This window comes from Erythrobacter sp. S259 (genome assembly GCF_057364965.1).
The window spans coordinates 1,513,804-1,527,278 of sequence record NZ_CP200286.1; the positions used below are offsets into that span (position 1 = coordinate 1,513,804).

At 59.5% G+C, this 13,475-nt stretch carries 15 protein-coding genes; 12 read left to right on the plus strand and 3 right to left on the minus strand.

Annotated features, from left to right (window positions below):
• Positions 1 to 88: 88 nt before the first annotated feature.
• The 9 genes from AC0V60_RS07200 to AC0V60_RS07240 all read left to right on the plus strand — a co-directional run bounded on the left by AC0V60_RS07200 (position 89) and on the right by AC0V60_RS07240 (position 6,889).
• Positions 89 to 445 (plus strand): hypothetical protein, encoded by a 357-nt coding sequence (locus tag AC0V60_RS07200; protein WP_486177814.1) that lies wholly within the window; start codon positions 89 to 91, stop codon positions 443 to 445.
• On the plus strand, positions 442 to 1,116 hold the full coding sequence (pyrF, locus tag AC0V60_RS07205; RefSeq protein WP_486177815.1) for an orotidine-5'-phosphate decarboxylase: 675 nt from the start codon (positions 442 to 444) through the stop codon (positions 1,114 to 1,116). Before AC0V60_RS07200 ends, pyrF begins: the two co-directional genes overlap by 4 nt.
• A 12-nt stretch (positions 1,117 to 1,128) precedes the next feature.
• Positions 1,129 to 1,770, plus strand: coding sequence for a phosphoribosylanthranilate isomerase (locus AC0V60_RS07210; RefSeq protein WP_486177816.1), 642 nt, complete (start codon positions 1,129 to 1,131; stop codon positions 1,768 to 1,770).
• Positions 1,771 to 1,958: 188 nt separating this feature from the next.
• Complete coding sequence (gene trpB / locus AC0V60_RS07215) at positions 1,959 to 3,164, plus strand: tryptophan synthase subunit beta (RefSeq protein ID WP_486179460.1); 1,206 nt, start codon at positions 1,959 to 1,961, stop codon at positions 3,162 to 3,164.
• Positions 3,161 to 3,400 carry a hypothetical protein gene (locus tag AC0V60_RS07220; RefSeq protein ID WP_486177817.1) on the plus strand — a complete coding sequence of 80 codons (240 nt, stop codon included), beginning with the start codon at positions 3,161 to 3,163 and terminating at the stop codon, positions 3,398 to 3,400. The genes trpB and AC0V60_RS07220 overlap by 4 nt, the downstream gene beginning before the upstream one ends.
• Positions 3,397 to 3,642: a DUF6980 family protein gene (locus AC0V60_RS07225; RefSeq protein WP_486177818.1), complete on the plus strand. Its 246-nt coding sequence runs from the start codon at positions 3,397 to 3,399 to the stop codon at positions 3,640 to 3,642. The genes AC0V60_RS07220 and AC0V60_RS07225 overlap by 4 nt, the downstream gene beginning before the upstream one ends.
• On the plus strand, positions 3,635 to 4,417 hold the full coding sequence (gene trpA / locus AC0V60_RS07230; RefSeq protein ID WP_486177819.1) for a tryptophan synthase subunit alpha: 783 nt from the start codon (positions 3,635 to 3,637) through the stop codon (positions 4,415 to 4,417). The genes AC0V60_RS07225 and trpA overlap by 8 nt, the downstream gene beginning before the upstream one ends.
• A gap of 126 nt (positions 4,418 to 4,543) precedes the next feature.
• Complete coding sequence (accD, locus tag AC0V60_RS07235) at positions 4,544 to 5,398, plus strand: acetyl-CoA carboxylase, carboxyltransferase subunit beta (protein WP_486177820.1); 855 nt, start codon at positions 4,544 to 4,546, stop codon at positions 5,396 to 5,398.
• Positions 5,399 to 5,533: 135 nt separating this feature from the next.
• Positions 5,534 to 6,889: a bifunctional folylpolyglutamate synthase/dihydrofolate synthase gene (locus tag AC0V60_RS07240; protein ID WP_486177821.1), complete on the plus strand. Its 1,356-nt coding sequence runs from the start codon at positions 5,534 to 5,536 to the stop codon at positions 6,887 to 6,889.
• A 215-nt stretch (positions 6,890 to 7,104) separates the two neighbouring features.
• On the opposite strand, the gene AC0V60_RS07245 is transcribed toward AC0V60_RS07240, so the two are convergent.
• Complete coding sequence (locus AC0V60_RS07245; RefSeq protein WP_486177822.1) at positions 7,105 to 8,382, minus strand: AmpG family muropeptide MFS transporter; 1,278 nt, start codon at positions 8,380 to 8,382, stop codon at positions 7,105 to 7,107.
• Between the two features lie 111 nt (positions 8,383 to 8,493).
• A complete protein-coding gene (locus AC0V60_RS07250; RefSeq protein ID WP_486177823.1) occupies positions 8,494 to 10,308 on the minus strand; it encodes an AmpG family muropeptide MFS transporter in 1,815 nt (604 codons plus the stop codon).
• A 73-nt stretch (positions 10,309 to 10,381) separates the two neighbouring features.
• Between AC0V60_RS07250 and AC0V60_RS07255 the strand changes: the two genes are divergently transcribed.
• From AC0V60_RS07255 to rsmD, 3 genes are read left to right on the plus strand one after another with little or no spacing between them, the layout of a single operon-like run.
• Positions 10,382 to 11,542, plus strand: a complete 1,161-nt coding sequence (locus AC0V60_RS07255; protein WP_486177824.1) for an aromatic ring-hydroxylating oxygenase subunit alpha — start codon at positions 10,382 to 10,384, stop codon at positions 11,540 to 11,542.
• A gap of 10 nt (positions 11,543 to 11,552) precedes the next feature.
• The gene (locus tag AC0V60_RS07260) at positions 11,553 to 12,380 is read left to right on the plus strand and encodes a pseudouridine synthase (protein WP_486177825.1); all 828 of its coding nucleotides are present in this window, start codon (positions 11,553 to 11,555) and stop codon (positions 12,378 to 12,380) included.
• Positions 12,380 to 12,973, plus strand: coding sequence for a 16S rRNA (guanine(966)-N(2))-methyltransferase RsmD (rsmD, locus tag AC0V60_RS07265; protein ID WP_486177826.1), 594 nt, complete (start codon positions 12,380 to 12,382; stop codon positions 12,971 to 12,973). Before AC0V60_RS07260 ends, rsmD begins: the two co-directional genes overlap by 1 nt.
• A gap of 65 nt (positions 12,974 to 13,038) precedes the next feature.
• Here rsmD and AC0V60_RS07270 read toward each other — a convergent pair whose 3' ends face one another.
• On the minus strand, positions 13,039 to 13,407 hold the full coding sequence (locus tag AC0V60_RS07270; protein ID WP_486177827.1) for a hypothetical protein: 369 nt from the start codon (positions 13,405 to 13,407) through the stop codon (positions 13,039 to 13,041).
• Positions 13,408 to 13,475 lie beyond the last annotated feature (68 nt).

A 13,475-nucleotide genomic window follows, 5' to 3' on the forward strand; every position in this document is an offset into this window, starting at 1 on the left:
GTTCGATTAAGCACCGCCAAGCTGGACTTGAGCCCCAAAAGGCCTAGTTTGTATTAACTGGAATAATCAGGAGGGAGCACAAGGCCCCATGCAGATAGTGCGCACCGTTTTGTGGGTCATGCTCGCCTGCGCGATCATGCTCTTTTCATTCCTCAATTGGACCCCGGTTGAAGTGACCTTGTGGGACGGCCTGCTGGTCGAAACCAAAGTGCCAGCGCTTGTAATCCTCGCTTTCCTCTTGGGATTGTTTCCGATGTGGCTTTACCACCGCTCGGTCAAATGGGGTCTCGACCGCCGCATCCGCAGCCTTGAAAACTCGATGAAATCCGCAGCGATTGCGCGAAGCCGCGAGGAGCCTGTGGGCAAGCCTGTTGAAAAGCTTGAGGATAAGACTTCGGCCAAAGATGAAGAAAGCTTGACGCCAGTGGAAGGAGGCACACCATGAGCAATCCGGTCTTCCTCGCGCTGGATGTGCCCCAGATTGAGCCTGCAAAGGCGCTCATCACCAAGGTTAAGGCGCATATTGGCGGGGTCAAATTGGGCCTTGAGTTCTTTTGCGCGCATGGCGGGCACGGCGTGCACGAAATCGCTCATTTGGGCCTGCCGATCTTCCTCGACCTCAAATTTCACGACATCCCCAACACCGTCGCATCCGCGATGATGGCGATTCATGTTTACGAACCCAAAATCGTCACCATCCACGCCAGCGGCGGGCGCGCGATGATGGAGGATGCAAAGGCTGCGGCGGCAGAGGGCTGCAAAGTTGTCGCGGTCACAACGCTGACCAGCATGGACGAAAGCGACCTTGTCTCAACCGGCATCGGCGGAAGCGCCGAGGATCAGGTGATGCGCCTTGCCGAACTCGCCCATGCATCGGGCCTCGATGGAATTGTGTGTTCGGGCCGCGAAGTGGGCAAAGTGCGCAAGCAATGGAAAGACGGCTATTTCGTCGTCCCCGGCCTGCGTCCCGCCGGAAGCGGTGCAGGCGATCAAAAACGCGTCGTCACGCCCCGCAAAGCGCGCGATGACGGCGCAAGCGTCCTCGTCATAGGCCGCCCCATCAGCCGCGCCGAAGACCCGGTGGCCGCTGCAAGAGCGATTGAGGCAACGCTTTAGGCCTCTCTTGCAATGACAATGCAGATCAAGATTTGCGGATTGACCAAACCGGCCAGCATCGCCGCTGCGGCGGATGCTGGTGCGACGCATATCGGGTTCAATTTCTACCCGCCCTCGCCGCGTTATGCCGATGCGCACCTTGCCGCGAAATTGGCGGCCGAAACCCCGAGCTCAGTTCAAAAAGTCGGGGTATTTGTGAACCCTGACGACGCATTCCTTGAAGAGAGCATCACCGCAGGCAAGCTTGATGCCGTCCAATTGCACGGCAAAGAGGATGCGGCGCGGGTTGCCGAGGTAAAGGCACGCTTTGGCCTGCCGGTTTGGAAAGTGCTCAGCGTTGAAACCGCCCAAGATGTGGCGCGTGCGGACGATTTTTCTGATGCTGCCAATTTCCTCTTGTTTGACGCCAAGACGCCAAAGGGTTCTGCGCTTCCCGGAGGCATGGGCCACGGCTTCGATTGGAGCCTTCTGGAGGCTTACAAAGGGCCGCTCCGATGGGGGCTTGCTGGCGGGCTTGATCCAGGCAACGTCGCAGAGGCCATCCGCGCGACCGGCACCGCTCTGGTGGACACCGCGTCAGGCGTCGAAAGCGTTCCCGGGATCAAGGACGTGGACAAGATTGCCGCGTTCTGTAAAGCGGCGCTAAACCCTTAAACCACCTCCGTTCGCCCTGAGCTTGTCGAAGGGCGCGCGTAGGCCAATCGGCTGGGTCCGAGGCAGAGAACAGGCTTCGGAGTCGCAAGACGGCCCTCAGGCCACCGGCTCAGCCCGAACGGACTTTTGTTTTGAACGATCAACCCGACTCCTTCCGCAACCAGCCCGATGCCAATTCTTTCCGGCAGATGCCGGATGACCGGGGCCATTTCGGCGATTTTGGCGGGCGTTATGTCGCTGAAACACTGATGCCGCTGATCTTGGACCTCGAGCGTGAGTATCGCGCGGCGCAGCAAGACCCCGCGTTTCAGGCCGAGTTTGACGACCTGCTCGAGCACTACGTCGGCCGCCCCTCGCCGCTTTATTACGCCGAGCGCCTGACCGAGGAATTGCGCAAAGACGCTGGCGAAGGAATGGGCGCGCAAGTGTGGTTCAAGCGCGACGAGCTCAATCATACAGGCGCGCACAAGATCAACAATTGCATCGGGCAGATTCTGCTTGCCAAACGCATGGGCAAGACGCGGATTATCGCGGAAACCGGCGCTGGGCAGCACGGCGTTGCCACCGCGACCGTCTGTGCGCGCTTTGGCCTGCCTTGCGTGATTTACATGGGCGCAGAGGATGTGGCGCGCCAATCGCCCAATGTCTTCCGCATGAAGCTGCTCGGCGCAGAAGTTGTCCCCGTCACCAGCGGCGGCGCGACGCTTAAGGACGCGATGAACGAAGGGCTTCGCGATTGGGTCGCCAATGTGCACGACACCTTCTACATCATCGGCACCGCCGCAGGGCCCCACCCCTACCCCGAATTGGTGCGCAATTTCCAAAGCGTCATCGGCACCGAAGCGCGCGCGCAAATGCTGGCCCGCGCTGGCCGCCTGCCCGACCTGCTGATCGCGTGCATTGGCGGCGGCTCGAATGCGCTGGGCCTGTTCCACCCGTTCCTGGACGATGCAGACGTGAAAATGCTCGGCGTAGAAGCCGCAGGCCGCGGCCTTGACGGCGACGAACACGCGGCAAGCCTCCTCGGAGGCGCACCCGGAGTGCTCCACGGCAATAAGACCTACCTCTTGCAAGACGCAGACGGCCAGATCACCGAAGGCCACTCGATTTCCGCAGGGCTAGACTACCCCGGCATCGGCCCCGAACACGCCTGGCTCAAAGACACAGGCCGCGTCGAATACACCGCCGTCACCGATGATGAGGCGTTGGAAGGCTTCCAACTGCTCTGCCGCACCGAGGGGATTATTCCCGCGCTAGAGCCCAGCCACGCCCTCGCCGCCGTCGCCAAGCGCGCGCCATTGATGCGCGAGGACGAGATCATTTGCATGAACCTATGCGGGCGCGGCGATAAGGACATTTTCACCGTGGCGGAGAAGCTTGGGGTGGAGATGTGAGCATCTTCACCCACACCCGTCACCCCAGCGAAGGCTGGGGTCCAGAGCGGCAAAGTGCAGTGCTCGCAGCCCTAGATTCCGGCCTTCGCCGGAATGACGAAGGGAGTTACGAAAACCGTCATGCAGAACTCGTTTCAGCATCCATCACTAGGCCCGCGCCAGCGGAGTCAGTGGCTGGATGGACCCTGAAACAAGTTCAGGGTGACGAAGGTGGAGTGTTTGGGGTGGACATGTGAAGCACTGCTGCGAAATGATGCAGTATCATGCTGAATACACGTGTGATCAGCACCCCGATCGCTTTGATTGCCCTGATTGCATGATCCATTGCAGCGAAAGGGACGGGAGCTATGGCCTGATCATTCTTAACGAAGCCGGCGGCGGAGTGATTTCAATTGACCATTGTCCTTGGTGTGGAACCAAACTGCCAGAACGAGAAGAAATTGACCTCACAGAAACCCATGAAAGCTCCAATGACTAGTCGCCTCCAAAACGCCTTTTCCAAACCCCATGCCACATTCGTTGCGTTCATCACCGCTGGTGATGGCGACACCGCTGCCAACCTAGACGCCCTCGTCGAAGGCGGCGCGGATGTGATTGAGCTGGGGATGCCGTTCACCGATCCAATGGCCGATGGCCCCGCTATCCAGGCGGCGAATTTGCGCTCGCTTGGCAAAGGCACCACCACCGCCGATGTGCTGCAATACGCCTATGAATTTCGGACACGCCACCCCGATGTGCCGCTGGTGCTCATGGGCTATGCCAACCCTATGATCCGGCGCGGGCCTGAATGGTTTGCCAAGGCTGCCAAGGGCGCTGGCGTGGACGGCGTTATCTGCGTCGATATTCCGCCTGAGGAGGACGATGCGCTGGGTCCGGCTTTGCGCGATGCTGGCATTTCGCCCATCCGCCTCGCCACCCCGACCACCGATGCAAAGCGCCTGCCGCAGGTGCTCGAAGGGTCGAGCGGGTTTCTCTATTACGTCTCCGTCGCCGGGGTCACCGGGCTACAGCAAGCCGCAGCAGGCTCCATCGAAGAGGCTGTCGCGGCGCTCAAAGCGGCCACCGATATCCCCGTCGCAGTCGGCTTTGGCGTGCGCGAACCGGCACAGGCCGCCGCCATCGCTGCCCATGCAGACGGCGTTGTCGTAGGGTCAGCCTTTGTTGACTTGGTAGGCGAATATGGCGCAGATGCTCCGGCTAAGCTAAAGGAGCTGACGAGCGCGATGGTTGAGGCCATTCGTAAAGCCAGCTAATCCGTCATTGCGAGCCGCGGGCGAAGCAATCCAGTCCTGCCCTTGCAATAAATCGCAACCTTTGGAACTGGATTGCCACGTCGCTTCGCTCCTCGCAATGACGAATTATTGAGGTATTGACTAAGAATGAGCTGGTTAAACCGCGTCCGCAATTCGCTGGGCTTTGGCGATGAGAAGACGAGCACTGAAAAAGACCTTTGGATCAAATGCTCCAATTGTCAGGAAATGCTCTTCGTCTCTGATTATGAGGAAAACCTCCATGTGTGCCCGAAGTGCGATCACCACGGGCGGATCAATGCCAATACGCGCCTGTCATTGCTGCTGGACGATGGATTTGAGGTTCTGCCTATCCCGCAAGTGACCGAAGACCCATTGAAGTTCAAAGATTCAAAAAGATACACCGACCGCCTGAAAGCCGCGCGCGCGAAGAGCCCGCATGCCGATGCCTTCGTGAGCGGATCAGGTGCGATCAACGGCCAGGCGGCTGTGGTCGGCGTGCAGGATTTCTCCTTTATGGGCGGCTCAATGGGTATGGCTGTGGGCGAGGCGTTTTGTCAGGGCGCGCAAAAGGCTCTCGATAGGAAATGCGCGTTCGTCGTGGTGACAGCGGCGGGCGGTGCGCGCATGCAGGAAGGCATTTTGTCCCTTATGCAGATGCCGCGCGCGACCGTGATGACCCGGCGTTTGAAGGCGGCGGGACTTCCCTACATCGTCGTCCTCACCGACCCGACCACGGGCGGCGTCACGGCGAGTTACGCAATGCTCGGCGATATCCATATCGCAGAGCCCGGCTCGCTGATCGGCTTTGCTGGCCAGCGCGTGATCCAAGACACCATCCGCGAGCAATTGCCTGAAGGTTTCCAGCGTGCCGAGTATCTCCACAAGCACGGCATGGTCGATATGGTTGTGCCGCGCAGCGAGCTGAAAGCGCGCCTTGCGACGGTACTCGACTTCCTTCAGCCGGCAGATGAAGCCGCCTAACCTCCCCTATACGGGGAGGGGGACCGCGACGCGCAGCGGCGTGGTGGAGGGGAACCCGCAGATGTTTCACCACTTTTTCTACCTGCCCCTCCACCAGCTTGTCGCTGGTCCCCCTTCCCAGTTTGGGGAGGACTAATGGACTTCGGCAAATCTGACGACCCGCGCGTCCAGGCACAGCTCGACCGGCTAAGCGCACTCAGCGTGCCGCAAGGGCGCTTGGGGCTCGAAACAATCACCGCTCTGATGGAGCGCCTCGGCAATCCGCATCGCAAACTGCCGCCCGTGTTCCATGTCGCAGGCACCAATGGCAAAGGCTCGGTCTGCGCATTCCTTCGCGCGATGCTTGAGGCCGATGGCAAGCGCGTCCACGTCACCACTTCGCCCCACCTTGTGCGCTATAATGAGCGGATCAGGATTGCGGGCAGACTGATCGAGGACGGCCCGCTGGCGGATTTGCTCGAAGAGGTTTTGGATGCCAGTGAGCAAGATGGCGAGGATCTTGCCCCCAGCTTTTTCGAAGTCACCATCGCTGCGGCCTTCCTCGCCTTCAGCCGAACGCCAGCCGATGCCTGCGTGGTCGAAGTGGGCGTAGGGGGTCGTTTTGATGCAACCAATGTGCTGGAACCCGAAGCGCTTGCGGCATGCGGGATTGCGGCGCTGGGGATTGATCACGAGCGGTTCTTGCTGGCGCCCGAGGAAGGTGTGCCAGAAGCGCCGATGGCGCGGATCGCGTTTGAGAAAGCGGGGATTGCGAAGCGGGGTGTGCCGCTGGTGACGCTAGGAGATTTTGAGTACCCCTTAATTTCTCTTCAAGCTATCGAGGACGTAGCGAAGACCTCCGATGCTCAGTGGATTAGAAAAGACGACCAGGCCGGGAATCCAAATTTTGACCACTATCCCAAATGGTGGTCCGGCGGACACGACTCGTACTATTATCTGGATGATCGAACTGGAAGGGTGGACATACCGCGCCCTCGCTTGAAAGGACATCATCAGGCAATTAACGCAGGGCTAGCCGTGGCCATGTTGCTTCATCAAAACAAGATAACCGTCAGCAGTCATGAGGCGCTGCGGCAAGGTGTTGAGGAGGCTTTCTTGCCTGCCCGTCTTCAACGCCTTGGCGATGGGCGTCTCACTTCATTGGCGAATGATCGCGAGGTGTGGCTAGATGGCGGTCACAATGCGAACGCCGCAGAGGTAATTTCGGGCCAGATTGGCTACTATCATCTCATTATCGGAATGATATCTAGCAAGCACCCGAGAGCATTTATGGATCAGATGAATTCTCCGCTGATCCGATCAGTCACCGTTGTTCCAGTGCCCGGTCACGAAAGTCAATTAGCGGCAGCTTTTGACGAAACCGCGCGGGAGGCGACCGACATTGAAGATGCATTGCTCGGCATTCCAAACGACGACTTCCCGGTCCTGATCGCGGGCTCGCTTTACCTTGCTGGCGAAGCTCTGCGGTTGAATGACGAGATGCCGGATTGATCCACTAAGGTTGCAAAGCGTCCGCCTAGGTGGGGGCAACGCCCCCGCCATGGGGTAGGCGGGCGCGGGCTCGCTGCTTCGCAGCATGCCGGGAATAAGGCGAGCAATTGAGATTGAGGTCCGTTCGTCCTGAGCTTGTCGAAGGACGCTCGCAAGGGTGGGTGGGCTTCGGAGTCGAAGACGGCCAAAGGCCGCCGGCTCAGCACGAACGGACCTCAGGTTTGAGTGCCAGCACTCCCCATCGCCTCATCGACAAGGCCTGTGCGCATCATCCACCAGAACAGCGCTATACCCGGAAGCGCTAGCACTGTGGTGAGCAGGTAGAAGTTCACATAGCCAATTCCCTCAATCAGCCCGCCTGCCGTGGTGCCTGTGAGCAAGCGACCCACCACACTCGCGCCAGCGGAGATCAGGGCATATTGCGCCGCCGTAAATCTCAGATCGCAGAGCGCCGAGAAATAGGCGACGACCACCACGCCGCCGTATCCGCTGGCGAAGTTCTCAAACCCGATGGCGCCCGCCATCGCCCAGTTCGAGTGCCCGACCACGGCCAGACCAGCAAAGCTCACATTGGACACCGCCATTAAGATCAGCGCGATCATCACCGAGCGTTTGAGGCCCAATTTCGCGTACAGTATCCCGCCCAGGAATATGCCGATCATATAGGCCCAAAAGCCCAGCCCCACATCGTAAAGCGCGATCTCATCATTGGTGAAACCAAGGTCATCGAACAGCAGGCGGAAGGTGAGATTGGCGAGCGTATCGCCGATCTTGTGAACAAGGATAAAGGCGAGGACGAGCCACGCCCCGTGCCGCCCCAGAAACTCGCGAAAAGGCCCGGCGATGGACTGCCACACATCGGAAACGCCCTTCTTGGCGATGGTGACGGTGCGTCTTGCGGGCTCGCCCTTGATGAGCGCTGTCAGCATGGCCGGGAGCGCGAAGGCGGCGCAAGCGAGATAGCCTGCCGACCAACCGTAACGCGCTGCGACCACCAGTGCGAGCGCACCGGCACCTGCAGCTCCGATACGCCAGCCATATTGGCTCATCCCTGATCCCGTGCCGAGCTGGTCCGGGCGCAAGGTTTCGATCCGGTAGGCGTCGATCACAATGTCAAAAGTGGCCCCCGCGACCCCTACAAGGACCGCAGCGATGATGGTGGCGGTAAGGCTGCTCTGCGGATCGACCAGCGCCAGGTTTACGACAGAGGCGATCACCAGAACGCCGGAAAACAGCATCCACGAAACCCGCTGTCCCATGCGGTTAATGACCGGCAGGCGCACGCCGTCCACCACCCATGCCCAAAACACTTTGAGGTTGTAGACCAGGAAGGCGAGCGTGAAGGCTGTGACGGTTGCTTTGTCGATCCCGTCTTGGGCGAGCCTTGTGGTCAGCGTTGCGCCGATCATCGCATAAGGAAAGCCGGAGGAGACCCCGACAAAGAAGGCCGCGAGTGCCTCTTTCTCAAGGTAGGGTTTTATCGCGCCTAACACCTTACCGCTCCCCGTTCGTCCTGAGCCGGTGGCCTCCGGCCGTCTTCGACTCCGAAGGATGAACCGCGCACGCGCCCTTCGACAGGCTCAGGGCGAACGGGTGTGGTTTGGCTATTCAGCAGCCTGCACCTTCGGCTTAGCCTCAACATCGTCGGTGCCCATCTTGGATTGACGATACCATTCCGCCAGACACAGGACCACGGCGAACAGCCCGATCAGAGTGGTGAGCACGAAGACATCGAAATAGCCCTGATCCTCGATCATTTCGCCCAAAGCGCCCCGCCCCAAAGTGCCCACAAGCAGAGTGAGTGAGGACAAAAGCGCATATTGCACCGCTGCGTATTTCTTCGACACGATGGAGGAGAGCCACGCGATATAGGCGGCACCAGCGATACCGATGGCCAAGTTCTCAAACATGATCGTAAACGCCAACCGGGGCAAAGCGTCGGAGCCGAATGGCGCGATAGTACTGATGAACCAAGAGAAGCCCACCAAGTCGCTGGCCCATTGCATATTGGCTCCACCAACCGCCATATCGGCGTAAAGCAAGTTAGTGAGCGCTGCGAGCAAAGCTCCCAAGGTAAGAGTTAGCATCCGCCCGAGAACCGTGAGCATGAGGCCGCCTAACGCAAGACCGCCGATTATTGCCAAAACTCCAAAGAGCTTAGACGCAAAGGCGACCTCATCATTGGTGTAATTCAGCTCGCCCAGATAAAACGGATAGGCAAACGTCCCCCAGATCGCATCGCAAATCCGGTAGGTCAGGACGAGCGCCAAGATCAAAACAAGCGACCAGCCGATCCGCCCAACAAACTCTACCAAGGGCGCGAGCAATGCGCGGTAAAGGTGATCGACAGCGCCCGATACGCGCGGCGCGGTTTCTCCTGCCAAAATCACTTCCACCCCTTGCGCTTTGCGGCGGTGGAGCATCCCTGCAATTGCCGCTGGTACAACAATGGTCGCTGCAATAATGAACGGTCCCATCTTGGCGGTAAACTCTGTCGGATCGGGCCGCCCGCTTTCATTCAAAGCGAACATGCCAAGCAGGTAATTGGGGTCGATAGCAAACAGCCCCAGATCAAGCACGCCCATCATCGGCACAAAACCGCCAAGTGCGCGGACCATGAAGATGCCAAGGATGGTGAGAGCCCACACCCATAGGCCGACCACCATCCAAAGGAAGCTGCGGCGCACTTCGGGGCGCACTTCTCCGGCGGCATAAAGCTCCTCGATTTCCTCTTCGCTCGTGCTTGCGGTGCTTGCCCGGTCACGGTCGCTGTCAGGCGCAAAGAGCCCTGCGACACCCACCGCAAGGATACTTGCACCAAAGATCATATAGGTTTCTGGCCAACCGATCCTTGCAGCGATGATAAGGCCCAATGCGCCGCCAAAAAGCGAGGCGAGGCGAAAGCCCATTTGGTAGATCGTGGAGAGCATATCGAGCGTGGCTTCCTCGTCCGCCACGTCGATCCGCCAAGCGTTGATGGCAATGTCCTGCGTCGCACTGGCAAGAGCGCCGATCCCGGCGAGGAGCGAAAACCAGCCGAGCTGTGTTTTCGGCTCCAGAAGGCTGAGCGTCACAAGGATGATCCCGAGGCTCAGCTGCATCGGCGCGATCCATTGTTTGCGTTTGCCCAGCTTACGAAGCCCCGGTAAATCGACCTTGTCCACCAAGGGCGACCAGATAAACTGGAAGGCGTAGGCAAGGCCGATCAGCGAGAAGACGCCCATCGTCTCCAGATCCACCTCAGCCTCAGACAGCCAAGCGTAAAGCGTGCCCAGAAACAGTGCGAAGGGCAGCCCGCTGGTGAAACCAAACAGCGCCATATATGCGGATTTCTTATTCCGCAGGGCGCGCAGGACTTCGCGGATGCCGGGTTTCTTTTTGGGTTTTTCCGGCGTTTCATTTGCAACAGCTTCGGTCACGTGATCCCTAATCCCTTTTGATTTCATGCCAAGTGTGGGGCATAACTCGCCGAAGGGAAATAGGGAGAGGCCTATGAACGAAGCAACAACGCAAGATTTGCCCAGCTTAAGCCCAACGCCGGGCCAACTCGCGCTGGCTGAGAGCATTCGTGATGGCAAAGCGCGCCGCCCGGTGGACACCATCGGCACGGTCCCCGCCAGCCGCTACACTTGCCCCGATCACTTTGCGCGCGAGAAAGCGGCGTTGTTTGATCAGCTCCCGCAAGTGCTCGTCCCCTCAGCGCTGCTCCCTAAATCCGGAATGGTGGTGCCGCATGACGACACCGGACGCCCGCTGCTCATCACCCGCGACAATGACGGCAAGGCGCATGTTTTCCTCAATGTCTGCCAACACCGCGGCACGCGGCTGGTCGAAGGCAAAGAGGTTCAATGCGCCAAGCGCATGGTGTGCCCCTATCACGCCTGGACCTATAAGCTCGACGGCAAGCTTCTCGCCCTGCCCCGCCCTGAAACCTTCCCCGGCCTCGACAAATCAGAGCACAGCCTTGTTGAACTTCCCTCGCTCGAAACCGGCGGCCTGATCTGGTTTGCGCCAGTGGAAGGCGCCGATTTCACAGACGCTAAAGCGATCAGCGCCGATTTCGACGCTTTTGGAATGCGAGACCTCCACCTCTTCCGCCGAAAAATCCACCAGGTGAAAGGCAATTGGAAGCTCATCATGGATGCGTTTCTGGAAAGCTACCATGTGACGCGCCTCCATGCGAACACCATCGGCCCCTTCTTTAAAGACGGCGTCACCAGCGGCGATATCGTCGGCCCGCATATGCGCTCTGCCGTTGGGCGTTTGGAGGAAATGGAGGGCGTGGACCTCACCGATATGGACGCCATGCGCCGGGTGATTACCTTTGCCTATCAATTGTTTCCGGCAACCGTGATCGTGCCAAGCCCCGATTATTTGAACATCATGGTCCTTATGCCGCAGTCGCACAATCACACAGTGGTCGAGGACTTTATGCTCATCCCCGAAGAGCCCAAGACCGAGAAGGCCCTTGCCCATTGGGAGAAGAGCTGGAACCTGCTTGATGGCGGGGTTTTTGCCTCTGAAGACTTCCGCGCAGCAGAGCTTGGCCAACAAGGTTTAGAAAGCGGAGCGATCAGGCACCTCACCATGGGAACGCTGGAAAGCGGCATCGCGCGCTTTGATGAGATTGTGCAGGAGCACCTGAGCGCCTAAGGGGCCTTTTATGCCCACAAACCCCAAGAAATCCGAAGATCGCCCTGAAGGCGACCGTATCGCTAAATTGCTCGCCCGCGCAGGTGTGGCGAGCCGCCGCGAGATTGAGCGGATGATTGCCGACAAGCGAATTACGCTTCACGGCAAACCGGTTGAGACGCCTGCGACCTTCCTCACCTCGCTTAGAGGGGTCAGCGTTGATGGTAAGCCTGTGGGCCCGCCTGAACCCGCCCAGCTCTATGCATTCAACAAGCCCACCGGTCTCATCACCGCAGAGCGCGATCCCGCCGGGCGCGCGACGATTTACTCCGCGCTGGTCAACGCCCTTCCCAAGGACACCGGGCGCGTCATGCCGATCGGGCGCCTCGATTTTAACACTGAGGGGCTGTTGCTCCTCACCAATGATGGCGGGCTTAAACGGCTGATGGAGCTTCCCTCCTCCGGCATTCCGCGCACTTACCGCGCCCGTGCTTTTGGCGAAATCGCGCAGGAACAGCTTGAGGCGCTTAGCGAAGGGGTGGAGATCGAAGGCATGCGCTATGGCTCTATCGACGCCAATCTGGACCGCGGGTCTGGCGGAAAGGGTCATAAAAACCACTGGATCGAAATGACCATCACCGAGGGCAAAAACCGCGAAGTTCGCCGGGTGCTCGAATATCTCGGCCTTGAGGTAAACCGCTTGATCCGCGTGGGTTACGGGCCTTTTGCGCTGGGCGACCTTCCGCGCGGTCAAGCGGTGCGCATCAAAAAGGGCGACCTTGATCGCTTTGTCGCGAGCCTTAAACGGGGCGGCCAAAAAGAGGGCCAAAGAGAGGGCCAGAAGGAGAAAAAGCGATAATGCGCATCATCGCAGGCGAATGGCGCGGGCGTAAGCTCACTGCGCCCAAGGGCGACGCGACGCGCCCCACTGCTGACCGCACCCGCGAAACCCTTTTCTCCATGCTCACCAGCCGCCTTGGCAGTTTTGAGGACCTTCGCGTCGCCGACCTTTTCGCAGGCTCAGGCGCACTTGGCCTCGAAGCGCTGTCACGCGGGGCTGCGCATTGCCTTTTCGCCGAACAGGACCGCGGCGCCTTGGACGCCATTCGCGCCAATGTTACGGCTTTGGACGCACGCGCGCGCAGCACCATAGAGACAAGCTCCGTCATGGGCCTTCGCCCTTCGCGCGAGCCTTACGATGTGCTGCTTCTCGACCCGCCTTACCGCACAGGCGCAGGCGAAGTCGCTCTGGACCGTCTCCAGCGGCTCGGCTGGATCAGCGAGAGCACATGGATCGCGCTGGAGACCGCCTTTGACGAGGAGCCTGAGGTCAAGGGTCTTACCATCGAGAAGAGCCGCAAAGTTGGCAAGGGCAGGCTCACGCTGTTTACACGCGAGCCTGCCCTCACACCCGGCACAGACACACCACACACAGGCGAGACGCGGGACTGATGACGCGCCCGTCCCAAAGGACCACTTTGGTGCTGGGAATGCTGTGCAGGGGAGAGGTTTTCACCCTACGATGAAGCGGGCGCGCGTGTCTCAATCTGGGTCCACGCAGCATCGCGCTCTGGCCCGGTCATCGCGGTGAGCGCAATTTTGTCCTCATCGGCAAGCTGCCAAAAGATCATCTGGCGGGGCTCGGACAATTCCCAGTAGTAGGCCTGCGTCTCGGCTGGCCATAGCTCATATTGCACTTGCTGTTCCGCGGACCAGCTGTCGACTTGAGCCTGTTGCTCAGCTGAAAGCTCAGGTGATGACGGCGCAGAAGGTGGCGGGCCAGAAGATGACGGGGCATCCTGAGGCTCTGCGCTAAGCGGAACGGCGGCCACAAAGCCAAAAGTCGCAACCGCGACACCGAAAAGGTACAAATGTGAAATTCGCATGGGATTCTCCTAGAATGAATATTCCCAAGCGATGACGAACGCCCTCTACATCGCACCGGTTTGCCCCC